Source organism: Corallococcus exercitus, from assembly GCF_042231735.1.
Classification (GTDB): Bacteria; Myxococcota; Myxococcia; order Myxococcales; family Myxococcaceae; genus Corallococcus; species Corallococcus exercitus_B.
Window position 1 is genome coordinate 8,075,779 of sequence record NZ_CP102577.1, and the last position, 26,914, is coordinate 8,102,692.

The 26,914-nt window shown below is 69.8% G+C and carries 25 protein-coding genes; 12 read left to right on the forward strand and 13 right to left on the reverse strand.

The genetic code is table 11. The annotated features are described in order from the left end of the window. Positions 1–61 precede the first annotated feature (61 nt). Entirely contained in the window at positions 62–1,264 is a 1,203-nt protein-coding gene (gene serB, locus NR792_RS32440) for a phosphoserine phosphatase SerB (protein WP_375761726.1), read from the forward strand. A 19-nt stretch (positions 1,265–1,283) separates the two neighbouring features. Here serB and NR792_RS32445 read toward each other — a convergent pair whose 3' ends face one another. Further along, positions 1,284–2,144 (reverse strand): hypothetical protein, encoded by an 861-nt coding sequence (locus tag NR792_RS32445; protein WP_375756588.1) that lies wholly within the window; start codon positions 2,142–2,144, stop codon positions 1,284–1,286. Between the two features lie 103 nt (positions 2,145–2,247). Between NR792_RS32445 and NR792_RS32450 the strand changes: the two genes are divergently transcribed. Both NR792_RS32450 and NR792_RS32455 read left to right on the forward strand, forming a co-directional pair. After that, positions 2,248–2,442: a CPXCG motif-containing cysteine-rich protein gene (locus NR792_RS32450; RefSeq protein WP_375756589.1), complete on the forward strand. Its 195-nt coding sequence runs from the start codon at positions 2,248–2,250 to the stop codon at positions 2,440–2,442. Between the two features lie 236 nt (positions 2,443–2,678). After that, positions 2,679–3,119: an Hsp20/alpha crystallin family protein gene (locus NR792_RS32455; protein WP_375756590.1), complete on the forward strand. Its 441-nt coding sequence runs from the start codon at positions 2,679–2,681 to the stop codon at positions 3,117–3,119. Positions 3,120–3,266: 147 nt separating this feature from the next. Here the strand turns inward: NR792_RS32455 and NR792_RS32460 are convergent, their stop codons facing one another. From NR792_RS32460 to NR792_RS32485, 6 genes are all read right to left on the reverse strand, one after another. After that, a complete protein-coding gene (locus NR792_RS32460) occupies positions 3,267–3,890 on the reverse strand; it encodes a response regulator (RefSeq protein WP_120550420.1) in 624 nt (207 codons plus the stop codon). Between the two features lie 44 nt (positions 3,891–3,934). After that, the gene (locus NR792_RS32465) at positions 3,935–4,510 is read right to left on the reverse strand and encodes a KdsC family phosphatase (protein WP_375761727.1); all 576 of its coding nucleotides are present in this window, start codon (positions 4,508–4,510) and stop codon (positions 3,935–3,937) included. Positions 4,511–4,533: 23 nt separating this feature from the next. Continuing rightward, entirely contained in the window at positions 4,534–5,370 is an 837-nt protein-coding gene (gene kdsA, locus NR792_RS32470) for a 3-deoxy-8-phosphooctulonate synthase (protein ID WP_375756591.1), read from the reverse strand. Continuing rightward, positions 5,367–7,016: a CTP synthase gene (locus NR792_RS32475; RefSeq protein ID WP_375756592.1), complete on the reverse strand. Its 1,650-nt coding sequence runs from the start codon at positions 7,014–7,016 to the stop codon at positions 5,367–5,369. The genes kdsA and NR792_RS32475 overlap by 4 nt, the downstream gene beginning before the upstream one ends. Before the next feature lie 87 nt (positions 7,017–7,103). Then, a complete protein-coding gene (locus NR792_RS32480; protein ID WP_120560722.1) occupies positions 7,104–7,337 on the reverse strand; it encodes a hypothetical protein in 234 nt (77 codons plus the stop codon). A gap of 340 nt (positions 7,338–7,677) precedes the next feature. Further along, a complete protein-coding gene (locus tag NR792_RS32485; RefSeq protein ID WP_375756593.1) occupies positions 7,678–9,447 on the reverse strand; it encodes an ABC transporter ATP-binding protein in 1,770 nt (589 codons plus the stop codon). Between the two features lie 127 nt (positions 9,448–9,574). Between NR792_RS32485 and NR792_RS32490 the strand changes: the two genes are divergently transcribed. Continuing rightward, entirely contained in the window at positions 9,575–10,423 is an 849-nt protein-coding gene (locus NR792_RS32490) for an aldo/keto reductase (RefSeq protein WP_375756594.1), read from the forward strand. Here NR792_RS32490 and kdsB read toward each other — a convergent pair. After that, on the reverse strand, positions 10,416–11,165 hold the full coding sequence (gene kdsB, locus NR792_RS32495; protein WP_375756595.1) for a 3-deoxy-manno-octulosonate cytidylyltransferase: 750 nt from the start codon (positions 11,163–11,165) through the stop codon (positions 10,416–10,418). The genes NR792_RS32490 and kdsB overlap by 8 nt on opposite strands. Before the next feature lie 105 nt (positions 11,166–11,270). Here kdsB and wecB point away from each other — a divergent pair, with 105 nt between their 5' ends. Both wecB and NR792_RS32505 read left to right on the forward strand, forming a co-directional pair. Beyond that, positions 11,271–12,395: a non-hydrolyzing UDP-N-acetylglucosamine 2-epimerase gene (gene wecB / locus NR792_RS32500; protein WP_375761728.1), complete on the forward strand. Its 1,125-nt coding sequence runs from the start codon at positions 11,271–11,273 to the stop codon at positions 12,393–12,395. 111 nt (positions 12,396–12,506) lie between these two features. After that, the gene (locus tag NR792_RS32505; RefSeq protein WP_375756596.1) at positions 12,507–13,511 is read left to right on the forward strand and encodes an RluA family pseudouridine synthase; all 1,005 of its coding nucleotides are present in this window, start codon (positions 12,507–12,509) and stop codon (positions 13,509–13,511) included. A gap of 16 nt (positions 13,512–13,527) precedes the next feature. On the opposite strand, the gene purF is transcribed toward NR792_RS32505, so the two are convergent. Next, positions 13,528–14,913 (reverse strand): amidophosphoribosyltransferase, encoded by a 1,386-nt coding sequence (purF, locus tag NR792_RS32510; protein ID WP_375756597.1) that lies wholly within the window; start codon positions 14,911–14,913, stop codon positions 13,528–13,530. A gap of 166 nt (positions 14,914–15,079) precedes the next feature. On the opposite strand from purF, the gene NR792_RS32515 reads away from it, so the two are divergent. Further along, on the forward strand, positions 15,080–16,396 hold the full coding sequence (locus NR792_RS32515) for a neutral/alkaline non-lysosomal ceramidase N-terminal domain-containing protein (RefSeq protein WP_375756598.1): 1,317 nt from the start codon (positions 15,080–15,082) through the stop codon (positions 16,394–16,396). 156 nt (positions 16,397–16,552) lie between these two features. After that, positions 16,553–17,410 (forward strand): neutral zinc metallopeptidase, encoded by an 858-nt coding sequence (locus tag NR792_RS32520; RefSeq protein WP_375756599.1) that lies wholly within the window; start codon positions 16,553–16,555, stop codon positions 17,408–17,410. Between the two features lie 15 nt (positions 17,411–17,425). Here NR792_RS32520 and NR792_RS32525 read toward each other — a convergent pair whose 3' ends face one another. After that, a complete protein-coding gene (locus tag NR792_RS32525; protein WP_375756600.1) occupies positions 17,426–17,887 on the reverse strand; it encodes a hypothetical protein in 462 nt (153 codons plus the stop codon). Positions 17,888–18,238: 351 nt separating this feature from the next. Between NR792_RS32525 and NR792_RS32530 the strand changes: the two genes are divergently transcribed. Together NR792_RS32530 and NR792_RS32535 are read left to right on the forward strand one after the other, a co-directional pair. Next, positions 18,239–19,792 (forward strand): parallel beta-helix domain-containing protein, encoded by a 1,554-nt coding sequence (locus NR792_RS32530; protein ID WP_375756601.1) that lies wholly within the window; start codon positions 18,239–18,241, stop codon positions 19,790–19,792. Positions 19,793–19,831: 39 nt separating this feature from the next. Further along, positions 19,832–21,061: an SO2930 family diheme c-type cytochrome gene (locus tag NR792_RS32535; protein WP_375756602.1), complete on the forward strand. Its 1,230-nt coding sequence runs from the start codon at positions 19,832–19,834 to the stop codon at positions 21,059–21,061. 3 nt (positions 21,062–21,064) lie between these two features. Here NR792_RS32535 and NR792_RS32540 read toward each other — a convergent pair whose 3' ends face one another. Next, the gene (locus NR792_RS32540; protein ID WP_375756603.1) at positions 21,065–22,348 is read right to left on the reverse strand and encodes a dicarboxylate/amino acid:cation symporter; all 1,284 of its coding nucleotides are present in this window, start codon (positions 22,346–22,348) and stop codon (positions 21,065–21,067) included. 162 nt (positions 22,349–22,510) lie between these two features. Between NR792_RS32540 and NR792_RS32545 the strand changes: the two genes are divergently transcribed. After that, positions 22,511–22,702, forward strand: a complete 192-nt coding sequence (locus tag NR792_RS32545) for a hypothetical protein (RefSeq protein ID WP_375756604.1) — start codon at positions 22,511–22,513, stop codon at positions 22,700–22,702. A 24-nt stretch (positions 22,703–22,726) separates the two neighbouring features. Then, positions 22,727–23,440: a S8/S53 family peptidase gene (locus NR792_RS32550; RefSeq protein WP_375756605.1), complete on the forward strand. Its 714-nt coding sequence runs from the start codon at positions 22,727–22,729 to the stop codon at positions 23,438–23,440. A 20-nt stretch (positions 23,441–23,460) separates the two neighbouring features. Here the strand turns inward: NR792_RS32550 and NR792_RS32555 are convergent, their stop codons facing one another. Together NR792_RS32555 and NR792_RS32560 are read right to left on the reverse strand one after the other, a co-directional pair. After that, complete coding sequence (locus NR792_RS32555; protein WP_375756606.1) at positions 23,461–25,575, reverse strand: catalase; 2,115 nt, start codon at positions 25,573–25,575, stop codon at positions 23,461–23,463. Positions 25,576–25,717: 142 nt separating this feature from the next. Continuing rightward, on the reverse strand, positions 25,718–26,740 hold the full coding sequence (locus tag NR792_RS32560) for an NADP-dependent oxidoreductase (RefSeq protein WP_375756607.1): 1,023 nt from the start codon (positions 26,738–26,740) through the stop codon (positions 25,718–25,720). Positions 26,741–26,914 lie beyond the last annotated feature (174 nt).

The window sequence follows — 26,914 nt, forward strand, 5'->3', positions numbered from 1 at the left end:
CGGGCCTCGTCTCACGAGGCTCGCTCGTCGCGGCATGGACCTGTCAGACTGCGGCGCGCCCATGCACACGCGCCCCTCCGACAGCGTCCTCCTCACCGTCACCGGCAGGGACGGCCCCGACACCACCGCCCGCCTCACCGGCCTGCTCGCGGACGCGGGCGCGGAGCTGCTCGACGTGGAGCAGGTGGTGGTGCAGGGCCTGCTCACCCTGGCCCTCTGGGTGCGCCTGCCCGAGGGCGCCCGGGTGGGGGAGGCCCTCCAGGCGCTCCCCGAGCTGGCCCGCGAGCTGGGCGTCACGGTGGACGTGCGCGCGGTGCCCCCATCCGCTCCGCCCATGGGGCCGGAGCCGCTGCGCTACGTCGTCACCGCGACGGGCAAGGCGCTGGGCGTGCGCGACGTGCAGGCGCTGACGCGGACGCTGGCGGCGGGGCACGCGCGCGTGGAGCGCATCACCCGGCTGAGCGAGACGCCGCTCGCGGCGGTGGAGCTGCACGTCACGCTGCCGCCGGACGCGGATCCCGCGGCGCTCAAGCGCGCGCTGCTGTCGCTGTCCATGGCGAGCCCCACGTTCGACGTGGCCCTCCAGCGCGAGAGCCTCTACCGGCGGGGCAAGCGGATGGTGGTGATGGACATGGACTCCACGCTCATCCGCATCGAGGTCATCGACGAGCTGGCGCGGGCGTACGGCGTCCACGCCCAGGTGGCCGCCATCACCGAGCGCGCGATGCACGGGGAGATGGACTACGACGAGTCCCTGCGCCAGCGCGTGGCGCTGCTCGCCGGGCTGGACGCGCGCGTGCTGCACGACCTGGCCGCGAACCTGCCGCTCACCGAAGGGGCGGAGACGCTCATCCGCGTGCTGCGGCGCCTGGGCTACCGCACCGCGGTCATCAGCGGCGGCTTCTCCGTGGCGGCGGAGGCGCTCCAGCAGCGGCTGGGCATCGACTTCGCGTACTCCAACGCGCTGGAGGTGCAGGACGGGAAGCTCACCGGCAGGACCGTGGGCACCATCGTCAACGCGCGCCGCAAGGCGGAGCTGCTGGAGACGCTGGCGAAGCAGGAGGGCATCCTCCTGGAGCAGGTCATCGCCGTGGGCGACGGGGCCAATGACTTGCTGATGCTGGAGAAGGCGGGCCTGGGCATCGCCTTCCGCGCCAAGCCGAAGCTGCGCGAGGCCGCCGACACGTCCATCTCCGCCGGCGGGCTGGACACCATCCTCACGCTGCTGGGGCTCACCGCGCGCGAGCTGCGCGAGGTGGGCTGAAAGAGCAGGCAGCGGGGCTTCAGACGCGCATGCGCGCGGCCAGCTCGCGCTGCTGCACGGCGCCCTTCTCGAAGACGAGCTCCAGGAGGGCGCGGAGAATCTTGGAGCTCTTCTCCTGGTTCTGCTGCACCGTCTGCAGCCGGGCCAGGTCCTCCTCCGTCCACTCGGAGGTGGGCGAGCCGCCCGCGAGGATTTCATCCAGGATGTCCGAGGCGCTGGAGCCCGCGCTCGCGGCGGCGGACGCTGGCGCGGGGGCCGCGCGCTGGGCGGGCGCGGCGGGCGGCGGCGCGGCGTTCGGGTCGACGATGTCGCTGATGCGTTTGACGACCGTCTTGCCGCTCATGTCGACGACCTTGAACTCCTCCTCTTCCGGGAGCTCGCCGGCGTCCTGCTGCTTGTTCGTGTCGGGCTTGAAGCGCTTCTTCTCCACCGGCTCCTGGCCGCGGTAGTGGCGCAGGATGGCGTGCTCGATTTCACGGTCGCCCGCCACCATGGGCACCACGCGGGCGCGGCTGCGCGCCGCGACCTGGTCCAACGTGGCCAGGTCCGTGGGGTCGGACATGGCCAGCACCAGCGTCTTCCCGTTGTCCTTGAGCTGCACGGGGAAGATGCCCTTCTGCTCGGCGAGCCCCACGTCCACGCGCGCCAGCGCGGCCGCGTCCTTCGTCAGGTTGCCCAGCTGCACGCGCGGCATTCCCAGGCCCTGGCAGATGGCCTGGGTGATGGTCTCCTCGGACGCCAGGCCCAGGTCCGCGACGACGCGCGACACGCGGCCGCCCCACTGGTCCAGCGACGCGAGCGCGCTGCGTAGCTGCAACTCGTCGATGACGCGTGCCTTGACGAGGATGTCCGCGATGCGATTCCGGGAAGGGGGAGCCATGGGGTGGGGATTCTAGCGTCTGATGGCGCGGACGCTCAGTCCACGTCAATGAACATGCCCTGAAGGCATGGGAACATGCCTCGGGAGCAAGGAGGCTTGCCCCATGCAGCCCTTCGCGGACGCCGCCACCCAGCTGTGCCCCTACTGCGGTGAAGAGGTCGAAGTCGACGTGGACTCGCTGGGCGCCTCCTCCGAGTCCTACGTGGAGGACTGCCCCGTCTGCTGCCGCCCCTGGCAGGTGCGCGTCACCCGGGACGACGACGGCGCCAGCGTCTTCCTGGGCCGCGACGACGACTGAAGCCCCTGCCGGCGGCCTCCTGGCAGGAGGGCAGGCGGGCGGGCGTGAGGGGGCCTTGGGAGGGCTCCAGGACGGCGGGGGCCGTTGCTTGACACGTCCCGAACCATGGTTCTCTTGAGTCTTGTAGGGCGCTGCCGGGCACCCCCGAAGAAACGGGGCCCCGGACGCCCGACTCAACAACGACTGTGAACCCGCACAACGTGCGTCCCATGGGACGACACGCTCAGGAGAAGACCATGCTGACCGCTCGCCATCCCTTCAACAACGCCGCTGTCACCCACCCGCTGCTGCGCGACTTCGACTTCCTCTTCCGCGAGCTGGGCGTCCGCAACGACGCCGAGCGCACCGTCACGCCCGCGGCGGACATCCTGGAGGCCGAGTCCGGCATCACGCTGCGCGTGGACCTGCCGGGCCATGACGCCAAGGCCATCCAGGTGAAGGTGGAGGACGGCGTGCTGACCGTGCGCTCCGAGCGCAAGGCGGAAGACGTTCCGGAAGGGAGCACCCTGCGCCGCCAGGAGCGCGCCTCGGGTGTCTACGCGCGCCAGTTCCGCCTGCCGGACACGGTGGATGCCACCCGCGTGGAGGCCCGCTACGACAATGGCGTGCTCACCCTCACCCTGCCGCGCCGCGAGGAGACCAAGCCCCGCGTCGTCGAGGTGAAGGTCCAGGGTTGATGCGCATGCATCAACACCCGCGATGGATGCGCGAGCATCCTCCCATCAGGGAGGCCGCTGCCCTCGCTACGGCGAGGCGCGGCGACTCCCGCAAGCAGCCTTGCGACCCGGGGGCTTCCGCGGTGGCCGGCGGAAGCCCCCGTCCCTTTACTTGCGAGCAGTGTTGAGCGCCAGCGGCACGCGGAACAGCTCCATGACCTGCGTCACATCCAGCGGCTTGGGCAGGCACGCCACCGCGCCGGCCTGCTTGGACTGCTCCACCACGTCGGGCGTGTGATTGCTCGTCATGGTGATGAGGCGCACGCCCTCCATCTGCTTGCGCGCGCGGATGCGCTTGCAGACCTCAATGCCGTCGATGTCCGGCATGTTGAGGTCGATGATCATCCCGTGCGGCTTCTGCTCGGAGACGAGCAGCAGGGCCTCCACGCCGCTCGTCGTCGTCTGGAGCTCCACCTGGTTCGCGTGCGGCTTGAAGGCGCGCTTGATGGCGTCCAGCACCGGCCGCTCGTCGTCCACGACCAGCAGGCGCACCGTGCTGCTGCCCAGCTCCTCGGGCACGGGCATCTGGTGGGTGACCAGGAAGGTGCGCAGGTCGGTCGAGCGCACCCGGCGGTGGCCACCCGGCGTGCGGAAGGCCATCAGGATGCCCCGGTCGATCCACTTGCTCACTGTCGACGGGTCCACCTGAAGCAACCGACTGATGTCGTGCGTCGTGTAGAGCTGGTCCGTCATCGCCGTACTCCCCTCGGACTGCATCGTTCCACTAGCCATGGAAATAAACACCTACCTTGAATGCGGGGTTTGATCAACCCACCCTACGACGTGCTGCGTTTACCTGTGCTTCGCATCAGACCCACGGCGTCATCCCAACGGCCACTGGCACGGAGGCACAGCTCAACCAGCTCACGGGCGGCTCCGTGACCGCCCACGTTCTGCGTAACGAAGTCCGCTTCCTGGCGCACCTCTGGAACTGCATCCGCAGGACAGGCGGAAAGCCCGGAGAGCGACATGGGGTCCAGGTCGTTGAGGTCGTCTCCCATATACGCGCACTGGTTCGCGGGTATTTGGAGTTGAGCGAGCAATTCCTGAAGGGCGGGGCCCTTCTCCTTGCGGCCCTGGAAGATGGCGGCGAGGCCCAGTTCCCGGCCTCGGGCCTCCACGATGCGGGACGAGCGCGCGGTGAGGATGGCGGCGGGCAGGCCCACCAGCCGGGCCATGACGAGCGCATGGCCGTCCTTCACGTTGAAGCGCTTCATCACCTCGCCGTTGTCGCCGTAGTACAGCCCGCCGTCGGTGAGGACGCCATCCACGTCGAACACGAGCAGTCGCACTCGCGACGCACGGGACGTCAGCTCTTCCTTGCCTGGCTTGGAAGGCGCTTCCGTCTGCATGGCCTCCTCACCTTTCGCGTCCATCAACTGGCTTCGTGACCCAGCGCGCGGCGGATGCTGAGCACATCTCGTACCACGTCCTCGAACATCTGTGGATTGAGCGAGCACGGACCGTCACACAGGGCACGGTCGGGGTCTTCGTGGACTTCTGTGAATAAAGCGTCAATCCCGGCGGCGGCGGCGCTCCGGGCGAGCAGTGAGACGAACCGGCGCTCACCGCCTGTCTTTCCGTCGCTGGAGGAGGGGAGCTGGACCGCGTGGGTCGCGTCCATGCACACCACGAGGCCGGCCTCGCGCATCTGGGCGAAGCCGCGCATATCCACGACGAGGTTGTTGTAGCCGAAGGAGGAGCCCCGCTCCGTGACGAGCACGTTGGGGTTGCCCGTCTCCACGGCCTTCCTCGCCGAGTGGACGATGTCCTTGGGGGCGACGAACTGTCCCTTCTTCAAGTTCACCCCCTTGCCCGAGCGGGCCACCGCCTCCACGAGGTCCGTCTGGCGGCAGAGGAAGGCGGGTATCTGGATGATATCCACGACTTCAGCGGCAGGCCCGACGTGGCTGGTTTCATGGACGTCCGTGAGAACGGGTACACCCACCTCCCGGCGGACACGGTCCAGGATTCTCAGACCTTCCTTCAAACCGGGTCCGCGGAAGGACTTGCCGCTGGTCCGGTTGGCTTTGTCATAGGAACATTTGAAGGCATACGGGACGCCCAGCCGGGCGGTGATGCCCTTGAGGAGGTGGGCGTGGCGCAGCGCCATCTCCTCGGACTCGATGCTGTCCGGGCCGGCGATGACGAAGAGGCGCTGGCCGGGGCCGACCTTGTGGCCGCACAGCTCGATGGAGGGGGTGTTGCTCATGAGCGCACCGGGGTGGCGGGGGGCTGGGCTCGGGTGGCGTCCCGCTGGGCGAGCGCCGCGCCGATGAAGCCGGAGAACAGGGGGTGGGGGGCGAAGGGCTTGCTCTTGAACTCCGGGTGGAACTGGCAGCCGACGAAGTACGGATGGTCCGCCAGCTCAATCATCTCCACCAGGTTCAGCTCCGGGTTGTGGCCGGAGATGACGAGCCCGGCCTCCTGGAGACGGCCGCGGTAGGTGTTGTTGACCTCGTAGCGGTGGCGGTGGCGCTCCTGGATGGAGTCGTTGGCGTAGAGCTTGTGCGCGACGCTGCCGGGCTTGAGCGCGCACGCGTAGCTGCCCAGGCGCATGGTGCCGCCCTTGTCCTGCACCTTCACCTGGCTCTCCATGAGCGTCACCACCGGGTGCGGGGTGTGCTCGTCGAACTCCAGGCTGTTGGCGCCCTTCAGGCCCAGCACGGTGCGGCTGAACTCCACCACGGCCATCTGGAGGCCCAGGCAGATGCCGAAGAAGGGAAGCTTGTTCTCCCGCGCGTAGCGGACCGCGGCGATCTTCCCTTCCGTGCCGCGCACGCCGAAGCCGCCGGGCACGAGCACCGCGTCCACGCCCTCGAGCGTCTTCTCCGGGCCCTGCGCCTCCACGTCCTGGCTGTCCACGAAGCGCAGCTTCACGCGCACGTCGTTGGCGATGCCGCCGTGGAGCAGGGACTCGTTGAGGCTCTTGTAGCTCTCCGTGAGGTTCACGTACTTGCCCACGATGGCGACGGTGACCTCCCCGCGCGCGGGCTCGTAGATCTTGCGGACGATGGTCTCCCACTTCTCCAGGTGGGGGGCGCGGCTCCAGATGTTGAGCACCTCCGCCAGCCGCTCATCCAGGCCCTGGCGGTGCAGCTCCAGGGGCAGCTCGTAGATGCTGCGCACGTCCGGGGACGTGAACACGTTGCCGTTGTCCACGTTGCAGAACATGGCGATCTTGTCCTTCAGCTCGCGCGAAATCTCCCGGTCCGTGCGGCACAGGAGGAAGTCCGGCTGGATGCCGATTTCGCGCAGCTTCATCACCGAGTGCTGCGTGGGCTTGGTCTTCACCTCACCCGCGGCGCCGATGTACGGCAGCAGCGTCAGGTGGATGTAGACGGCGTTCTGGCTGCCCACGTCGTAGCGCATCTGGCGGATGGCCTCGAGGAAGGGCAGGGACTCGATGTCGCCCACCGTGCCGCCGACCTCCACGATGACGACGTCCACGTCTTGAGCGGCCTGGCGGATGCTGGCCTTGATCTCATCCGTGACGTGCGGAATCACCTGGACCGTCTTGCCCAGGTATTCCCCGCGGCGCTCCTTGGTGATGACCGCGTTGTAGATGCGGCCGGACGTGAAGTTGTTGAGGCGGCTCATCCGGGCGTGGGTGAACCGCTCGTAGTGGCCCAGGTCCATGTCGGTCTCGCCACCGTCCTCGGTGACGAAGACCTCGCCGTGCTGGAAGGGGCTCATCGTGCCCGGATCCACGTTGATGTAGGGATCCAGCTTGATGAGGGTGATGTCCAGGCCGCGGTTCTCGAGGAGGGCGCCAATGGATGCGGAGGCCAGTCCCTTCCCCAGCGAGCTGACCACGCCGCCCGTCACGAAGATGAACTTGGTTTTCTTGGAGCGCATGTCCCTTCCTGCCAAGGAGGCCAGGGGGCGTCAAATATTCTCTGACGCACGGACGGCCGGCTGGCCCCGACCCGCGAGCTCAGCCCTTCACTGCGCGTCCCAACCGCCAGGGCGGGCGACCGCGAACTGTTGGGCGGTGGGCTGGCCCACGCGGAAGCGCCGCAGGTCGCACCCCCGGCAGCTCCAGCCTTCCCAGCCTTTCTTCACGACCTGGTGCAGGCAGGCGTCGTAGTTGGGACAAAAAAGGTTGCGCTGGTCATCCACCGTCTCTTCATCACGGAGGGCGGAGGGCAGGGGGATGGGGCACGGCGTGATGGACACGGCAGTTCTCCGGCAGGCGACCACGACGGTCGTGGATGGCGCTTCCCCCCGGCGGCCACGAACCCGTGGGTGGGCAGGACATTCCCGGTAGGAAAGGGGAGCAAAAAAAGTCGCCCCCGCCGGCAAAGGCGGGGGCGACTCGTTACCGCAGGCGTCACTTCCGCCGGGGAGACACCGCGTTAGCGGGCCACCGCGACGGAGGTGGACGCCTTGATCTTGCTGTCGTTCAAGGCATCACCTCCTTTCTTGCGGCAGCAGAGATAATGCGTGCCCCCTTTTCGCGCCACGAAGAGCGCGGCGTCTTCAGGGCCTGTCGGGGGCCCGTCCGGGGAACGAGCGTTCAGGCGGCGACGACCTGGCGCTCCACGAGGCGGCGGTACAAGCCGTCCTGCGTCATGAGGGTGGCGTGGGTGCCGCTCTGCACCACGCGGCCTGACTCCAGCACCAGCACGCGCTGGGCGTTGGCCACGGTGGACAGGCGGTGGGCGATGATGAGCGTGGTGCGGCCCTGCATCAGGCGGTCCAGGGCGTCCTTGACCAGGTGCTCGCTCTCCGCGTCCAGGGCGCTGGTGGCTTCATCCAGGATGAGGATGCGCGGGTCCTTGAGCACGGCCCGCGCGATGGCCACTCGCTGCTTCTGGCCGCCGGACAGCTGCACGCCGCGCTCGCCCACCTCCGTGCGGTAGCCCTCCGGGAAGCGCTGGATGAAGTCGTGCGCGTTCGCGGCCCGGGCGGCGGCCTCCACCTGCGCGTCGGTGGCGTCCGGGCGGCCGTAGCGGATGTTGTCCGCGATGGAGCAGGAGAAGAGCAGGGGCTCCTGCGCGACCATGCCCACGTGGCGCCTGAGCCAGCTGGGGTCCAGGGACTGGAGGGGGCGTCCGTCCAGCAGCAGCTGGCCCTGGAGCGGATCATAGAAGCGGGACAGGAGGGCGGCGAGGGTGGACTTGCCCGCGCCGGAGGAGCCCACCACGGCGACGACCTCGCCGGCCTTGAGCGTGAGGTCGATGCCCTGGAGCACCGGCACGTCCGGGCGCGTGGGGTAGGCGAAGTGCACGCCCTTCAGGTCCACGCGGCCCTCGACGGTGGCGGGGCGCTCGCCCTCGGTGGCGGGGATGGCGGGGGTGCGGTCCATCAACTCGAAGACGCGCTCGGCGGCGCCCGAGGCGCGCATGAAGTCCGCCCAGAGGTCCGCCAGGGAGCCCAGGGACATGGCCACGAGCATCGTGTAGATGAGGAACGAGGTGAGGGCGCCCACGGTGAGCTCGCCGTTCACCACCAGCCGGCCGCCGTACCAGAACACCACCACCGCGGAGATGTAGCCCGCGCTGGAGGCGCCGCCGAAGAAGGCGGCGGACTGGCGCGCGCGGTGACGGGCGACCTCGTAGGCGTGGCGCACGGTGTTGCCGTAGCGCGCGACCTCCGACGGCTCCGCCGCGAAGGAGCGCACGGTGCGCAGGCCGGACAGGCTCTCCTCGGCGACCTCGCTGGCCTTGGCGAGCGCGTCCTGCACGTCGCGCGACAGCCCGCGCACGCGCCGGCCGTAGACCATGCCGCCCACGACGACGAGGGGCACGATGGCGAGCATCAGGAACGTGAGCGAGGCGGAGGTGTAGAAGAGCAGCACGATGCCGCCCAGGACCTGCACGGCGTTGCGCAGCCCCTGGGAGATGTTCACGCTCACCGTGTTCTGGAGCACGGTGGTGTCGGAGGCGAGCCGGCTGGTGAGCTCTCCGGTGCGGTGCGTGTCGAAGAAGGCCACCTCCTGGTCCATGAGGCGCTGGAAGAAGTCCTGGCGCAGGCGCATGACCACGCGCTCGCCGGCGGTGGTGAAGAGGTAGTAGCGCAGGGCGGTCGCGACGCCCTGGACCAGGAAGACGGCCAGCATGATGAGCGCGGCCTTGTCGATGAGGTCGCGGTTCTTCGCGTTGAGGGCCTCGTCGATGAGGACGCGGACGCCCTGGGGGTACACGAGGCTGGCGCCGCTGCTGATGAGCAGGAAGACGGTGGCGGACAGCAGCGTGCCGACTTCGGGGCGGGCGAGGGCCAGCAGGCGGCGCGCGGTGACCCCGGAGGCGCGGCGGGATGTCGGAGCGGTGACGGAGGGAGGCACCGGCGGAGCCTACTGGACTGTCGGAGGGCGTGCAGCCCGGCCGGCGGCGCAGGGCCGGGATGCAGGCGGGAGGCCCGGGTGGTATTCCGGAGGGGATTCCAGGAAGCGTTCCACGCGAGGAGGGGCCATGGAGAAGCGCGTCTTTGGCAACACCGGGGTGGCGGTGCCCGTCATCGGACAGGGCACCTGGCAGATGGAGGAGGACGACGCGGAAGCAGCCATCCGCGCCCTGCGCGCCGGGTTGGACCTGGGGCTCACGCACCTGGACACCGCGGAGCTCTACGGGCACGGCCGCGTGGAGGAGACGCTGGTGGCGAAGGCCATCGCGGGCCGGCGCGACGAGGTGTACCTCGTCTCCAAGGTGATGCCGTCCAACGCGACGCGCAGGGGCGCGGTGGCCGCCTGCGAGCGCAGCCTGAAGCGGCTGGGCACGGACCGGCTGGATTGCTACCTCTTGCACTGGCCCGGCTCCCACCCGCTGGAGGGCACGGTGGAGGCCTTCGAGGAGCTGGTGGCGGCCGGGAAGATCCGCTCCTGGGGGGTGAGCAACTTCGGGGTGGAGGACCTGGAGGAGGTGCTGGCGCTCGCGGGCAAGGGGCGCATCGCGTGCAACCAGGTGCTGTACCACCTGGAGGAGCGCGCCATCGAGCACGCCGTCGTCCCGTGGTGCGAGGCGCAGGGCGTGGCGGTGGTGGCCTACAGCCCGTTCGGCAACGGGCAGTTCCCGTCACCCACCAGCGCGGGCGGCAAGGTGCTGGCGTCCATCGCGAAGGCGCACGGCGTGACGCCGTTCCAGGTGGCGCTCCAGTTCCTCGTGCGCCGACCTTCCGTGTTCGCCATCCCCAAGGCGAGCGACGTGGCGCACGTGCGCGACAACGCGAGCGCGGCCTCGCTGAAGCTCACGCAGGAGGAGCTCCAGCGCATCGACGCGGCCTTCCCCAAGGGCGACGAGCCGGACGAGCTGCCGGTCATCTAAAGGCCGGCGCGCTCTCGCGCATCACGGCCTCCACGCGGGCCACGTCCTCCGGCACGTCCACCGCCACCGTGCGCCAGGACACCTGGGCGCAGCGGATGCGCAGGCCGTGCTCCAGGGCGCGCAGCTGCTCCAGCTTCTCCGCCTCCTCCAGCGGGGTGGGCGCAAGCGTGGCGAGCTTCAGCAGCGTGTCCCGCCGGTAGCCGTAGAGGCCCAGGTGGGCCCAGCGGTTGACGGGCGTGCCGGGCTCGCGGGCGTGGGGCACCGGGGCGCGGCTGAAGTAGAGCGCGTCGCCGTTGAGGGCGAGCACGGCCTTCACCACGTTGGGGTTGTCCACCTCCTCCGGCTCCAGGGGGCGCACCAGGGTGCCCATGTGCACCGCGTCGTCCTGGAAGAGGCCCGCGAGCACCTTGAGGGCGGCGGGGTCCACGAGCGGCTCATCCCCCTGCACGTTCACCCACACGTCCACGTCCGGGCGCGAGCGGGCCACCTCCGCGATGCGGTCCGTGCCGGTGGGGCAGGCGGGGCTGGTCATCACCGCCTTGCCGCCGAAGCCCTCCACGACGTCGCGGATCCGCGCGTCGTCGGTGGCCACCCACACCTCGTCGAAGGCGCTGGCTTCCTGACAGCGGCGCCAGACGTGTTCGACCATGGGGCGGCCGGCGATGAGGGCGAGCGGCTTGCCAGGGAAGCGGGTGCTGGCATGGCGGGCGGGGATGACGGCCACGGTGCGGGAGGCGGGCATGGGGCGGCATCTATCAGATTCAGGACGTCCCGCCGCGCCTGGGAGGCGGGTGACCGTTGCCCACCACTGGCCAGAAATGGCGCCGTGCCTAGCTTCCGGGGCGACATGAAGAAGGTCATCCACATCGTTGGCGCGCGTCCGAATTTCATGAAGGTGGCACCCATCCACCGGGCCATCTCCGCGCGCGGGTCCCTGCAGCAGCTCGTCATCCACACCGGCCAGCACTACGACGCGAAGATGAGCGACGTCTTCTTCGCGGACCTGGGCCTGCCTCCGCCTGAAATCCACCTGGGCATCGGCTCCGGGAGCCATGCCGAGCAGACGGCGAAGATGATGGTGGAGATGGAGAAGGTCTTCCTCCAGGAGAAGCCGGACCTGGTCTCCGTGGTGGGTGACGTGAACAGCACCATCGCCGCGGCGCTCGTCACGTCCAAGCTGGCCATCCCGCTGTCCCACGTGGAGGCGGGCCTGCGCAGCTTCGAGCGTCACCAGCCGGAGGAGATCAACCGCGTCGTCACCGACCGGCTCTCCGACCTGCTGCTCACGCCGTCGCGCGACGCGGACGCGAACCTCTTGAAGGAGGGCATCGACCCGAAGCACATCCACCTGGTGGGCAACGTGATGATCGACTCGCTCCTGTCGTCCAAGGAGAAGGCCGACCAGCTGCCCACGCTGAAGACCCTGGGCCTGACGCCGAAGGGCTACGTGGTGGCGACGCTGCACCGGCCGTCCAACGTGGACAACCCGAAGCTGCTGGCGGGCCTGCTGGGCGTGCTGATGGAGGTGGCGAAACAGCTGCCCGTCGTGTTCCCGGTGCACCCGCGCACGCGGAAGATGATCGCCGAGCAGGGCCTGGGCCCGAAGCTGGAGCAGACGCCGGGGCTCAAGCTGGTGGACCCCATGGGCTACCTGGAGTTCCTGTCCGTCACGTCGCAGGCGAAGCTGGTGATGACGGACTCGGGCGGCCTGCAGGAGGAGACGACGGCGCTGAACGTGCCGTGCCTCACCATGCGCGAGCAGACCGAGCGCCCCATCACCGTGGAGGTCGGCTCCAACGAGGTGGTGGGCACCGACCCCGCACGCATCCGCGAGGCCGCGAATCGCGTGCTGGCCGGCGACTTCAAGAAGGGCCGCGTGCCGGAGCTGTGGGACGGCCGCACGGGCGAGCGCATCGCGGACCTGTACGCGCGCTTCCTGGGCGTGGTGGAGGTGAAGCGCGCTTTCGGGTGAGCTGACGCGGACGCGTTCGTAAAGCAGTCAGGCCGCCGGGTGCTCGCGTCTTCGTGCGCGGGGGCCGGCGGCCTTGTTCGTTCCGAAGCGTGGTAGAGCTTCGGGTCCGCCATGCTCGAAGACACCGCTCCCGTCGTGCCTGATGGCTACGTCGACATCCCGTTCGTGGTGGAGCCGAACTACGCCGGGTGGCGGTTGGACCGCTACCTCTGCGAGAAGATCCGCCGCATGGACCTGGAGCGCGTGCGCGGCATCATCCTGCGCGGCGTCCTGTGTGACGAGTACCGGCTCAAGCCCTCCACGCCCGTGTACCCGGGGCTCACCTTCCGCATCCGCCGCCCCGCGAGCCAGGAGCCCGTGACGCCCACGGCGCTGCCCGTCGTGTTCTCCGATGACTGGCTGCTGGTGCTGGACAAGCCGGCGGGGCTGCCCATCCACCCCACCGCGCGCTACCACAAGGGCACGCTGGTGACGCTGTTGCGCGAGCGCTTCGGTGAGCGCTTCGCGGAGCCCGCGCACCGGCTGGACCGCGAGACGAGCGGGCTGGTGGTGTGCGGCCGCACCACCGAGTCCTGCCGCGTGCTGGGCGGGCTGTTCCTGTCGCGCGACGTGCACAAGGAGTACCTGGCGCTGTGCGAGGGCCAGCCCTCCGAGGACACCTTCGTCGTGGACGCGCCCATCGCGGAGGGCACGGACCTCATCCGCATCGCCGTGCGCATCGACCCGGTGGCGGGCAAGCCCAGCCGCACGCGCTTCCAGGTGCTCCAGCGCTTCACGCAAGGCGGTGCGCCGTTCGCGCTGCTGCGCTGCTTTCCGGAGACGGGGCGGCAGCATCAGATCCGCATCCACCTGCGCGAGGCGGGCTTCCCGCTGGTGGGGGACAAGATGTACGGGCCGGACCCCGGCTACTTCGACCGCTTCAGCAAGCACACGCTGGAGCCGGAGGCGTGGGTGCGGCTGCGGCTGCCCCGGCACGCGCTCCACGCGGAGCGCATCACGTTCCCGCATCCGGGCACCGGGGAGACCGTCACCTTCGCGTCGCCGCTGCCGGAGGACCTGCGGGACTTCATCGCCGGGAAGGCCCCGGCGCCCGCGCCCACGGCGTCACTGCCGTAGGCGCGGCCTTCGCGGCTCAGGCACTGAGCTTGGTGGCGGCGCCCGCGTTCTGGGTCAGCTTGTCGGTGAGGTACTGCCCGGAGAAGCACGCGGTGCAGTAGGTGCTCCGCTTCGGGTCCTCCACCGCGGTGCCCAGGCCCTCCAGCGACAGGTAGCCCAGGGAGTCCGCCGTCACGTACTTCGCGATCTCCTCCGTGGTGTGGCTGGCCGCGATGAGCTCCGTGCGGCTGGGCGTGTCGATGCCGTAGTAGCAGGGCCACTGCGTGGGCGGCGACGAGATGCGCAGGTGCACCTCCACGGCGCCCGCGGCCTTGAGCATCTTCACGATCTTCCGGCTGGTGGTGCCGCGCACGATGGAGTCATCCACCACCACCACGCGCTTGCCCTTGAGCACCTGGCGCACGGCGGACAGCTTCAGCTTCACGCCGAAGTGGCGGATGGACTGCTGCGGCTCGATGAAGGTGCGGCCCACGTAGTGGCTGCGGATGAGGCCCACGTCGTAGGGGATGCCGCTCGCCTGCGAGAAGCCGATGGCCGCGGGCACGCCGGAGTCCGGCACCGCGATGACCAGGTCCGCTTCCGCGGGCTGCTCGCGCGCCAGCTGCATGCCCAGGCGCTTGCGGACTTCATAGACGCTGGTGCCGAAGAGGACGGAGTCCGGCTTGGCGAAGTAGACGTGCTCGAAGATGCAGCGGCCCAGCCGGGCGGCGGGCTTGAAGGGCATGCTGGCGCGCAGCACGCCGTTCTCGATGACGACCAGCTCACCGGGCTCCAGCTCGCGCACGAGCTCCGCCTCGATGAGGTCCAGCGCCGTCGTCTCGCTGGCGAGCACGTACGCGCCTTCCTTCATCTTGCCCAGCACCAGCGGGCGGAAGCCGTTGGGGTCGCGCACCGCGATGAGCTTGTTCTCCGTGAGGAGCAGGATGCTGTACGCACCCTCCACCCGGCGCAGCGCTTCCACGAGGCGCGCCTCGAAGGTGGGCAGCTTGGAGCGGGCGAGGAGGTGCATCACCACCTCCGTGTCCGCGTCCGACTGGAACAGCGCGCCCTCCGACTCCAGCTCCGCCTTGAGCTCCGCCGCGTTCACGAGGTTGCCGTTGTGCGCGATGGAGAACTGGCCGCCCGCGTAGTTCACGAACAGCGGCTGGGCGTTCTTGATGCCGCTGCCACCCGCCGTGCTGTAGCGCACGTGGCCGATGGCCGCCTGACCGGGAAGGTTCTCAATCACCGGCGCGGTGAAGATGTCCGCGACCAGGCCCATCTGCCGGTGCGCGCGCAGGGTGTGCCCGTCGGACGCGACGATGCCGGCGGACTCCTGTCCGCGGTGCTGCAGGGCGTGCAACCCCAGGTACGTCAGGTTGGACGCCTCTCCGTGACCCACGATTCCGAAGATGCCGCACATGGTGCGCTGCCTTACCCCTTTCGACCGCGAAGCGGAACAGGAACGCACGCCTTGAAGCCAGGTATTCCACCTGCTGACGACGTCGGCCCTTGTAGGCCAGGCAAGGTACCGCCGCCTGAAAGGTAGGCGCCGCCCGGAAGCGCCAAGGGGTTACGCTCCCCGCGGCATGTCCTCCTTCCGGCGCTCCATCCTCCGCACCCTGCTGCCCTTCGCCTTGCTAACGGCGGGGGCCGCCTACGCGCTTGCCTCGTGGAACTGGTGCGGGAGGTGGGAAGAACGCACGCCCGAGGTGCTGTCACAGGTGCGTGGCGAAGGCCCCCTGCGGGCGGGCGCGGCGAAGGTGGCCCTCTCCCCGCCCTTCCCGGTGGTGGTGGCGGGCTATGCCCCGCCCCGGCCCGAGGCGAGCCAGGCCGAGCAGCCCCTCCATGCGAGGGCCCTGGTGCTGGAGGCCGGTGGGGCGCGCGTGGGCGTGGTGTCGCTGGAGCTGCTCTTCGTGACCCCGGAAATCACGGCGCGGGTGCGCGAGCGCGCCGCGAAGGCGGGGGTGAAGGAGGTGCTGGTGGTGGCCACGCACACGCACTCCTCTTTTGGAGGCTATGACGCGCGCTGGGTGGCCGAGCTGTCCGGGACGGGGCGCTACCAGGAGGCCTCCGTGAACGCGGCGGTGGCCGGCGCGAGCGAGGCGCTGGAGAAGGCCGCGGCGTCGATGGCGGACGTGGGGCTGGAGGTGGGCGGCGCCTCGGACGCGGGGCTCGTCTATTCCCGCTCCGGGGGCGACGCCCCGGATGGCCAGCTCACGCGGGTGGTGTTTCGCGGGCCCGCGGGGCCGGTGGCGGAGCTGCTGGTGTTCGCCGCGCACGCCACGCTCATTCCCCGGCAGCGGACGCTGGTGGATCCGGACTACCCGGGCCGGCTGAGCACGCTGCGCGAGGAGGCGGGCGGTGGCGTCTCCCTGGTCGTGCAGGGCAGCGCGGGCAATGCCTCCGTGGCCTTCTCCGAGGGCCAGGGCCCCGAGCGCGCCCTGGGCTTCGCGCGCAGGCTGTCCGCGCTGGCGGACGGGGCGGCCGGAGTGCCCGAGGCGGGGCCCGTGCGGCTGGCGTTCGCGCGGGTCGTGACGGCGCTGCCCCGGCCGGACTCGTCGCGGCTGGTGCCGGCCTTCACCCGGGCGGCGGGGGACAACTTCCTGTGCGCTTCGTCACCGCGCGAGGCGGAGGTGGACGCGCTGGCGCTGGGGCCGCTGGAGCTGCTGTCCGTCCCGGGCGAGCCCACCGTGGGCGCGGGCCGGGCGCTGGCGGACCTCTCCGGGGCCACGCACGTGCTGGGGCTCGCCAACGGCTACGTGGGCTACCTGGACACGCCGGAGCAGGTGCGCGTGGGGCAGGGGGAGTCCCGGCGCCAGTACTTCGGTCCCGCCCTGCTGGAGCGCCTGGGCACCGCCGCGCGCGTGGCTTCCGGCGCGGTGGGCTTCTCCGCCGGGAAGTAGACCGGGCGGAGGCCGGGCGGTCCTGGCGACGGCCCGTCCGCCCGCCTGCCCTGGGAACCTCCTGACGTCCGGCCGCCGTGGGCCGCACCGTCGCTGACGGAGGGCCCGCTGCCTACCTTGGTCTCCAGATCATCTTTCGCGTTCAGGGGGCACGGGATGAGGTGGGAAGGCGGACGTCGCAGCTCGAACATCGAGGACCGGCGGGGAAGTGGCTTCGGACGTCCGCTCGCGGTGGGCGGTGGCGCCGCGTCGCTGGTGGTGGCGCTGCTGGTGATGCTGCTGGGCGGGGACCCGTCCGACGTGCAGATCGGCTCGCGCACCTCTCCGTATTCGGATCCGGCCACGGGCGGCTCCGGGAACGTGGACCCCCAGCAGGAGAAGATGAAGGACTTCGCCTCCGTCGTCCTCGCGGACACCGAGGACACGTGGCCCCGCCTGCTGGAGCCGCAGGGCGTGCGCTACGTGCAGCCGCGCCTGGTGCTGTTCACGGACGCGGTGCAGTCCGCGTGCGGCGCGCAGGAGAGCGCGGTGGGGCCGTTCTACTGCCCGGGCGACCAGAAGGTGTACCTGGACCTGAGCTTCTTCGACGAGCTGGAGAGCCGCTTCGGCGCGCCCGGTGATTTCGGCCGCGCGTACGTCATCGCGCACGAGGTGGGCCACCACGTGCAGAACCTGCTGGGCATCTCCCGCAAGGTGCAGTCGCTGCGCAACCGCACGAGCGAGGAGCAGGCCAACCAGCTCTCCGTGCTGACGGAGCTCCAGGCGGACTGCTTCGCCGGCATCTGGGCCAACCACGCCCAGAAGGACCGCAACATCCTGGAGCAGGGTGACGTGGAGGAGGGCCTGGGCGCCGCCAGCGCCGTGGGCGACGACACCCTCCAGAAGCGCGCCCGGGGCTACGTCGTCCCCGAGTCCTTCACCCACGGCTCCGCCGCGCAGCGCATGACCTGGTTCAAGCGCGGCCTGGAGCAGGGGACGCTGGAGGCGTGCGACACCTTCAACGCCCGCCAGTAGGGGTGCCCGTTCCGTTCAACGGCGGCGCAGCGGCTGCGTCCCGTTGAGCGGCTGCTGGAGCTGGTACGTCCCGTTGAGCGGCTGCTGGAGCTGGTACGTCCCGTTGAGCGGCTGCTGCAGTTGATACGTCCCGTTCAACGGCTGCTGGAGCTGGTACGTGCCGGTGAGGGGCTGCTCCAGCTGGTACGAACCCACGAGGGGCTGCTCCAGCTGGTACGAGCCGACGAGGGGCTGCTGGAGCGCGTAGCCGCCAGCGGGCGGCTGCTGGAACCCGCCGCTGTTCGCGGGCGGCTGATACCAGTAATTGTCCCAGAAGGTGCCATCACCGGAATGCCCTGTCAGTGATTGCTGCTCATCCAGGCTCTGCGAGTCATTGCCCTCCAGGGCAGTCGCCGCTTCGTCCTGCTGCGCCATTGCCGTCATGGCCGGGCCGGACGCGAACGCCACCACCAGGGTCACCAGGGTGCCTGCGCGCATGGGAGTCCTCCTTCTTCCGTCGCGGGAGAGGGGGAACCGCGCCGCGACCTGTTTCTCAAGATGACCGCCCGGGTGGGCTCCGGGGAGCACGAGGGCCCTGCCATCGTGCCCGCCCGGGCGCCGGCCGTGGAGCCTTGCGTCAATTGCGTTCCGGACACATTTCGAACGATAGGCTTACCGCGTGTGCGTGCTTTTTTCGCGTGGCCAAAGGGGGACTGCGTCAAAACACAAACGTGTAACTTGTACTTGTCGTGAGTGTGTCTTTGCTCCGAGCATGCCGCCTTCCCGCTGCTTCGCGGGCCCGGGGGCTTGCCCGCGGCCCCATGTGGAGCGGCCTCGCGGAGGAATGACATGCCCCGTTTGCAGTGGACCCGCGCAACGAGCGCGACCCTTCTGGCCCTGGTTGGGGCCCTCTCGCTGACCGCCTGCTCGGATGACGACGACACCACGCCGGACTCGGGCGTGAAGGTGGACGCGGGCATCACCACGGACGCGGGCAGCGACGCGGGCACCACGGACGCGGGCAGTGACGCGGGCTCCGTGGACACGGGCATCGCCTGGGATGGCGGCAGCGCGGGCGACTTCTCCTGCGAGGGTAAGACGCAGACGACGCTGAACTTCGCGCCGGGCGAGGAGCAGGAGATCCAGAACCAGGTGAACACGCTGGCCGAGTGCACCACCATCCAGCTGGCCCCGGGCACGTACACCTTCAAGAACGCCATCACCATCCGTCAGAACGGCATCACGCTGGTGGGCGCGGGCAAGGGTGTGAAGGGCGAGGGCACGGGCGGGGCGAGCAGCACGGTGCTGGTGTTCACCACTGCTCAGGCGAACTCCAATGGCCTGGATGTGGTGGGCCACCGCTTCACGGTGAGCGACCTGGCGGTGTGGAACGCGAAGAAGGACGCCATCCGCGTGGAGTCCTCCTCCGACGTGGTGATGCGCCGCGTGCGCACGGAGTGGGCGGAGGCCAACAAGGAGACCAACGGCAAGTACGGCCTGTACCCGGTGAAGTCCAAGTACGTCCTCATCGAGGACTGCGAGGCGTACAACGCCGCGGACGCGGGCATCTACGTGGGCCAGACGGAGTACGCCGTCGTGCGCAACAGCGTGGCGAAGCAGAACGTGGCGGGCATCGAGATTGAAAACACGAAGTACGCCTACGTGCTGGGCAACACGGCCCAGGACAACACCACGGGCCTGGTGGTGTTCGACCTTCCGGGCAACCCCATCAAGGGGACCGACATCCGGGTGAAGAACAACATCATCACCGGCAACAACCGGAACAACTTCGCGTCCGTCCAGGCCAGCAGCAGCACGGTGTCGCAGGTGCCGGCGGGCACGGGCACGTTCATGCTGGCGTCGCGCCGCGTGGAGCTGACGGGCAACACCTGGGGCAACAACAACACGGTGGACGTGGCGGTGCTGAGCGGCCTCACCATTGACTCCAACCCCGCGAACTGGGCCGCGGCCGGCGGGAACTGGGCGAGCGCGGACATCTACATCCACGACAACACCTTCCAGGGTGGCAGCGGCGACAACGTGGACAACGGCAACCTGAGCCAGACGCGGCGGCCTCTGGGCGCGGCCCTGGCGGCGCTCTACGCCTACGGCGAGACACAGGGCACGCTCGGCGTGGAGCACCTGGTGTGGGACGGCCTGGATCCGGTCGGCCATGATCGCGGGCAGCTGAACCCCATCAACATCTGCTTCGTCGACAACACGCTGCCCACGGGCACCACCACGGCCATCGTGGACCTGGACCTGCAGGCGGCCGCCACCCTGGCGGGCAAGGGCGACCTGGTGGGCGCGTGGGGCAAGACGCGGCACTACGCCGCCGACAAGGCCGAGTTCAACTGCGCGGGCTTCAGCCCCGCGCTGACGATTGGCGACAACATCAAGTAATCGCGGTCAGGGAGCGTGACATCCATGTGGACGCCGTTCGTGAACCCCCGTCTCTCCGTGGTGCTGCTGGCGCTGTCGCTGGCGGCCTGCGGTTCCTCCGACCCGGAAGGCCCCGGGCCCACACCCGACGCGGGGACCTCCGTGCCGGATGCCGGAACGGAGGACGCGGGGGTTCCCGACGCGGGCACACCGGACGCGGGTGCGCCGGACGCGGGGCCCGTGGACTCCGGAACGCCTGACGCGGGCGAACCGGACGCGGGCCCTCCGCTGGTCATCCCCAAGACGCTGTCGGGCTACGGGCTGTTCACCGGAAGCCCGGCGGACGGGGGGCTGGTCCCGGTGGAGGGCAACGTGCCCTACACCCTGTCCACCCCGCTGTTCTCCGACTACTCGGTCAAGTCACGCACCCTCTACATCCCCCCCGGCAAGACGGCGCACTACCAGCCCATGGCCGCGCTGGACCTGCCGGTGGGGACGCTCATCACGAAGACGTTCGCCTTCCCGGCGGACCTGCGGAAGCCGGACCAGGACGTGCGGGTCATCGAGACGCGCGTCCTGGTGCGCCAGCCCTCGGGCTGGGAGGCGTGGCCTTATGTCTGGAACGAAGCGCAGACGGAGGCAACGCAGGTTCCTGGTGGTGGCTCTGCCGAGGTGACGTTCATCGACCTGGAAGGGGAGACCCGGTCGTTCACGTACGCGGTGCCCTCCAAGAACCAGTGCCAGCAGTGCCACCACCTGGTGGACGACAAGGGCGCGCAGGTGATGCACCCCATTGGCGTGAAGGCGCGCTACCTGCACCGCACGAACACCTACGGCGGCGTGGAGCGCGACCAGCTGGAGTACCTGGCGTCGCTGGGCAAGCTGGACGGGCTGCCCGCCGCGGCGGAGGTGCCAAAGGCGCCGGACGCGTTCGACCCGCAGGCGGCGGACCTGACCACGCGGGCGCGCACGTACCTGGACATCAACTGCGCGCATTGCCACAACCCGAAGGGGACGGCGGGCATCACCAGCCAGCTGTTCCTCGACATCGACAACGCGAGCCTGTTCAACCTGGGCGAGTGCAAGCGCCCGGGCTCCGCGGGCAGCGGCGTGGGCGGCGAGTTCGACATCCTCCCCGGCAACCACGCGGAGTCCATCCTCTGGTACCGGCTGCACACGGTGGAGGACGGCAAGATGATGCCGCAGATCGGCCGCACGATTCGCCACGAGGAGGGCTCGCAGCTCATCGCGGACTGGATCGACTCGATGCCCGCGAAGAGCTGCAAGTAGCGCTCAGGCGACCGGCGACGGGGGCTGGGGCTCCTCCAGCCCCACGTTGCTGGACGCGCGGTTGTAGACGGCCAGGTCCAGCAAGCCCTCCTCGCGCGCCACCAGCACGGGCACCAGCATCTGCCCGGTGACGTTGGTGAGGGTGCGCATCATGTCCAGCACCCGGTCGATGGCCAGCAGGTAGCCCAGCCCCTCCAGGGGCAGCCCCGCGGCGCTGAGGACGACGGTGGTCATCACCACCGCCGTGCCGGGCACGCCCGCGGTGCCGAAGCTGCCCAGCACCGACGCCAGCAGGATGATGAAGAGCTGGGGCGCGGACAGCGTCAGGCCGAAGTACTGCGCGATGAAGAGCGACGTCATCGCCGGGTAGATGGCGCCGCAGCCGTCCATCTTGATGGTGGCGCCCAGCGGCACCGCGAACGCCGCGTAGTCGCGGTTGACGCCCAGGTTGTGGGTGACGCTGCGCAGGGCTACCGGCATGGACGCGAAGCTGGAGGAGCTGACGAACGCCACCTGCATGCCCGGCGCGGCGCCCCGGAAGAAGCGCAGCGGGTTGAGCCCGTGCGCGGCGAGCAGCCCTCCGTACACGAAGACGACGTGCACCGCGCACGCGAGGTACAGCGTGAGGACGAAGGTGCCCAGGGGCAGGAGGCGCTCGAAGCCGTAGGTGCCCACCAGCGCGGCGATGAGGCCGAAGGTGCCCAGCGGCGTGAGCTCCAGCACGAAGCGGGTGACCTGAATCATCGCGTCGCTGGCCTCGCCCACGAGCGCGCGCAGCCGCTCCGTGCGCTCTCCCAGCTTCACCAGCGCGAAGCCCAGCAGGCCCGCGAAGAAGATGACCTGGAGCATCTTGCCTTCGGCGAGCGCGGCGAAGGGGTTGGTGGGCACCACGTCCAGCAGCACCTGCACGGGGCCGGGCACCTGCCGGGGCTTGTAGTCGCTGGCCGCCTGGAGCGTGCCCACGCCCAGGCCCGGCTTCGTGAGGGCGGCGGTGCCCAGGCCCACGCCCACGGCCAGCGCGGCGGTGACGGCGAACCAGAGGAAGGTGCGGCCCCCCAGCGCGGCCACGCTCTTCTGGCCGCGCAGCGCGGACACCGCGTGGATGACGGCGAAGAACACCAGCGGCGTGGCGATCATCCGGATGAGCTGGACGTAGAGCGTGCCCAGGGGCTGGAGCCACGTGCCGGCCCGGTCGCCCAGCGCCCACCCGGCGAGCGCGCCCAGCACGAAGGCGCCCAGCACGCGCTGCCAGAAGGGAATGCGGAACCAGCGGGCCCAGAGCTTCATCGCGCGATACCTCTCACACCGGTGGACCGGCAGACCCTAACCCCCTCGCGGGTCCGGCGCCGCCTTCCTGTCCGGGGGACGCCGCGCATCATTGCGACGCGCTGCCCGGCCCCCTAGGCTCCTGCCCGCTTTTCCCCCCAATCCAATGCCAGGAGTGCTCCCTTGAAATTCACGAGCAAGGACGTGTCGAAGCTGCTGGAGGAAGTGAGCGGGTCCGAGGACCTGGTGGGCCACGCCTGCGCCACCTCGTACCTCAACGGCCAGCACTACACCTGGAACGGCACCCAGTGGGTGGGGACCTACTACCCGGTGCTCAAGTATCCGGTGGGCGAGGACTCCAGCAGCTCCTGCTAGGCCGCGTTCCAGGGCCCTGCCTCCGTGAAGGTCGCCGTTGTGGACAGCGGTGTGTCGGTGGGCTTCCTTCGCGGGGCGGGGCTGTCGCTTGCCGGAGCGGCGAGCTTCACGGTGGACCGGGAGGCGCGGCGCCTGGAGTCCCGCGTCCACTCGCGTGAGGAGCTGGCCGCCTGGCGTCACGGCGGCTCCGCGCTGGAGGACCTGGAGGACCCGCACGGTCACGGCACCGCGGTGCTGAGCATCCTGCTGGACCAGGGCCGCCCCGGTGACGACGTGGAGTGGTACGTCGCGCGCGTGCTGGACGGGCGGATGCGCGGGGATTCGCTGTGCCTGCTGGAGGCGCTGGAGTGGCTGACGCAGGACGTGCGCCCGGACCTCATCAACCTGAGCCTGGGCACCGTGGGCCGCGCCTTCGAGGCCCCCCTCACCGCGCTGCTGGAGCGGGCGGCGGAGCAGGGGAGCGTCGTGCTCTGCGCCGCCGGTCCCGTGTCGGGCCTGCCGTCCGGGATGCCGTCGGTGGTGACGGTGGCGGACGCGGCCATGGCCCATGCGCTGCGCAAGGGGGACATCGTGGACCACGTCGAGGACGCGGCCACGGTGCGGCTGTACGCGGACGGCGCCTGGAGGGAGCGGCCCCTGACGAGCAGCTACGCGTGCGCCCTCGCGGCGGCGCGGGTGCTGCGCGAGGGCTGTCCTCCGGGATGGCGGCGCGTCACCGCGTCACGGCGGACGCGGTGACGTCACCGCCGCTTGGGGCCTCAGGCCGGGACGCGGGCGTTGTCCTTGCGGTCCCAGTGCCGGTGCTGCGCGAGCGCCTGGGAGAACGCCGTGGCGAGCGCCGTGCCGGTTCCGGCCTTGGAGCCCGCGACGATGCCGGGCGCGGCCGGGTCGATTTCGCAGGCCTTCAGCAGCTCCTCCGCGTCCCTGGACGCGCCCACCGTCTTGCAGTGCAGGTAGGCCTCCTGCACGAAGTGGCGTGACTCGCCGTCCTTCTTCAGCGTCGCCACGCTCGCGGCGCCGCCGGGGATGAAGACGCCGTCGTACTCCACGGAGGCCGTCGTCATCGCGCTCTTGTCCACCGGCACGTCCTTGCCGTTGGAGGCCTTCACCGTGCCCAGGCGTTTGGCGATGAGCTTCACCTTCGCGCCCTGCGCCTCCAGTTCCTTGCGCACCGCCATCAGCTCGTCCGCGTCCACGCCGTCCGCGACGAGCACGCCAATCTTGCGGGACTTGATGGACGGCGGCGTCGTCATCTTCATCGCCTCCATGCTCAGGGCCTTGGACGCGGGCGGGCCCTTGGGCGTGACGGGCGTGGCCTTGGGGGCGGGCAGGCCCAGCCCTTCGGCCACGGCCGACACCAGCAGGGCGTCAATCTTCGCGAAGTGCTCCAGCACGCGCTCCTGGATGGCGCGCGTCTCCACCTTGCCCAGCTCGAAGCGGCACGCGTCGATGAGGTGCTCCTGCTCCGGCGCGGACAGGCTGCGGAAGAACAGCGCGGCCTGGCTGTAGTGGTCGTTGAAGGAGGCGGAGCGCTCGCGCACCTTGTTGCCGCCCACCTGCTCCGGGTGGTGCACGAAGCCGCCCTGCTTCTGGGACGCGAGGAACGGGCAGCCGCCGCCCAGCGAGTTGGGGAAGTAGTTGGCGCGGCCCACGTTGCTCGTGTGCCGGCCGAAGCCGTCCTGCTGGTGGTTGTGCACCGGCGCCACCGGGCGGTTGATGGGAAGCTCCGCGAAGTTCGGCCCGCCCAGGCGCGTCAGCTGCGTGTCCAGGTACGAGAAGAGCCGCGCCTGCATCAGCGGATCATCCGTGAAGTCGATGCCCGGCACGATGTTGGACACGCAGAAGGCGACCTGCTCCGTCTCCGCGAAGAAGTTCGTCGGGTTGCGGTCCAGCGTGAGCTTGCCCACCGGAATCACCGGGGCCACCTCCTCCGGGATGAGCTTCGTCGCGTCCAGCAGGTCCACGCCCAGCTTCGTTGCGTCCGCCTCCTCCAGGATTTGAACGCCCAGCTCGTACTCGGGGAAGTCCCCCTGCTCGATGGCCTCGAAGAGGTCGCGGCGGTGGAAGTCCGGGTCCTTGCCCGCCAGCTTCTGCGCCTCATCCCAGACGAGCGAGTGCGTGCCCAGCAGCGGCTTCCAGTGGAACTTCACGAAGCGCGAGGTGTTCTTCTCGTCGATGAAGCGGAAGGTGTGGACGCCGAAGCCCTGCATCATCCGGTAGGAGCGGGGGATGGCGCGGTCGGACATGATCCACATGACCATGTGCATCGTCTCCGGGACGAGCGACACGAAGTCCCAGAACGAGTCATGCGCCGTCTGCGCCTGGGGCATCTCGTGGTGGGGCTCCGGCTTGGCGGCGTGGACGACGTCGGGGAACTTGATGCCGTCCTGGATGAAGAAGACGGGGATGTTGTTGCCCACCAGGTCGAAGTTGCCCTCCTCCGTGTAGAACTTCACCGCGAAGCCGCGCACGTCGCGCACGGTGTCCGCGGAGCCGCGAGAGCCCGCGACGGTGGAGAAGCGCACGAACACGGGCGTCTTCTTCTTGGGGTCCTGGAGGAACTTCGCGCGGGTGTACTTCGCCTGCGACTCATAGGGCTGGAAGTAGCCGTGGGCGGCGGAGCCGCGCGCGTGGACGACGCGCTCGGGGATGCGCTCGTGGTCGAAGCGGGTGAGCTTCTCGCGGAAGTGGAAGTCCTCCAGCAGCGTGGGGCCGCGCGCGCCAATCTTGAGCGAGTCGTCGGTGTGCTCGACGCGGATGCCCTGGTCCGTGGTGAGGAAGTTGCCCGTGGGCTCCGAGCGGTCCCTCGCGAGCTGCTGGTCCTTGCTCTTCTCGTCGATGTGCACCGCGTCCGGATGCTTCTGTGAGCTCACCGCACTGCCTCCTTCAAGGGGGCGTGCAGGGTGCCGGACGCGGTGGAGGCCGCACGTCTTCGTGTCTGCCTTTGGGGGTTGTCGGACTCAAGGGCAGGGACTGTGTCCGGTTGCGTTCGTTCGGGACGTTGGCCAGCGAGCGTCAGGCGTCCTTCGCCAGGCGCACCAGCATCTTGCCGGTGTTGTCCCCGCGCAGCAGGCCGATGAAGGCGCCGGGGGCCTGGTCCAGGCCGTCCACCACGGTGGCCACGTCCGACACCTTGCCCTCGCGCAGCCACTGGCCCATGTCGCGCAGGAAGTCCGCGCGGCGGTCCGCGTGGTCGCCGACGATGAAGCCCTGGAGGGTCAGGCGCTTGCCCACGGCGAGGAACAGGTTGCGCGGGCCGGGCGCGGGGGCGGGGGCGTTGTACCCGGAGATGGCGCCGCACAGGACGAGGCGGCCGTGGTTCTTCATCAGGCCGATGGCGGCCTCCAGGTGGTCGCCGCCCACGTTGTCGAAGTACACGTCGATGCCGTCCGGGCAGGCCTTCGCCAGGGACTCGGCGATGGGGGCGGACTTGTAGTTGAGGGCGACGTCGAACTTCAGGTCGTCGCGGACGTGCTTCACCTTCGCGTCCGAGCCGACGCTGCCCACCACGCGGCAGCCCTGGATGCGGGCAAGCTGTCCCACGACGCCGCCCACGGCGCCCGCCGCGGCGGACACGAAGACGGTGTCGCCGGCCTTGGGCTTGCCAAGGTCGAGCAGGCCCACGTACGCGGTCATGCCCGGCATGCCGAGCACGCCGAGGTACGCGGAGAGCGGGCCCACGGACGGGTCGGCCTTCTGGTAGTGCTTCGCGGGGGCGACGGCGTACTCGCGCCAGCCGCCGGTGCCGCCGACGACGAAGTCGCCTTCCTTGAAGTCGGGCGAGCGCGAGCGGAGGACCTGGCCCACGCTGCCTCCGTCCATCACCTCGCCCAGCTTGAAGGGCGGGACGTAGGACTTCGCGTCGTTCATGCGGCCGCGCATGTACGGATCCACGGACATGAAGTGGTTGCGCACGAGGAGCTGGCCCTCGGCGGGCTCCGGGACGGTGACCGTGACGAACTCGAAGTTGTCCGGCGTGGGTTCACCGTGCGGGCGGGACTTCAGGTGGATTTCACGACCCTGGAGTGGCGTGGCCATGGGGGCCTTTCGGGGAAGGGGGATGAGGACAAGGGCCTCTTAATGACGCGGGCGCCATGGGGCAGGGAATTGGTGGAAGACGTGTAAGGTAGGGAGCACAACGGGTGCCCTGTCATGTCGGACGGGCGTGCTACCCCTTGCCTTCATGGATAGAGTGGAGGGCGGCGAGGAATG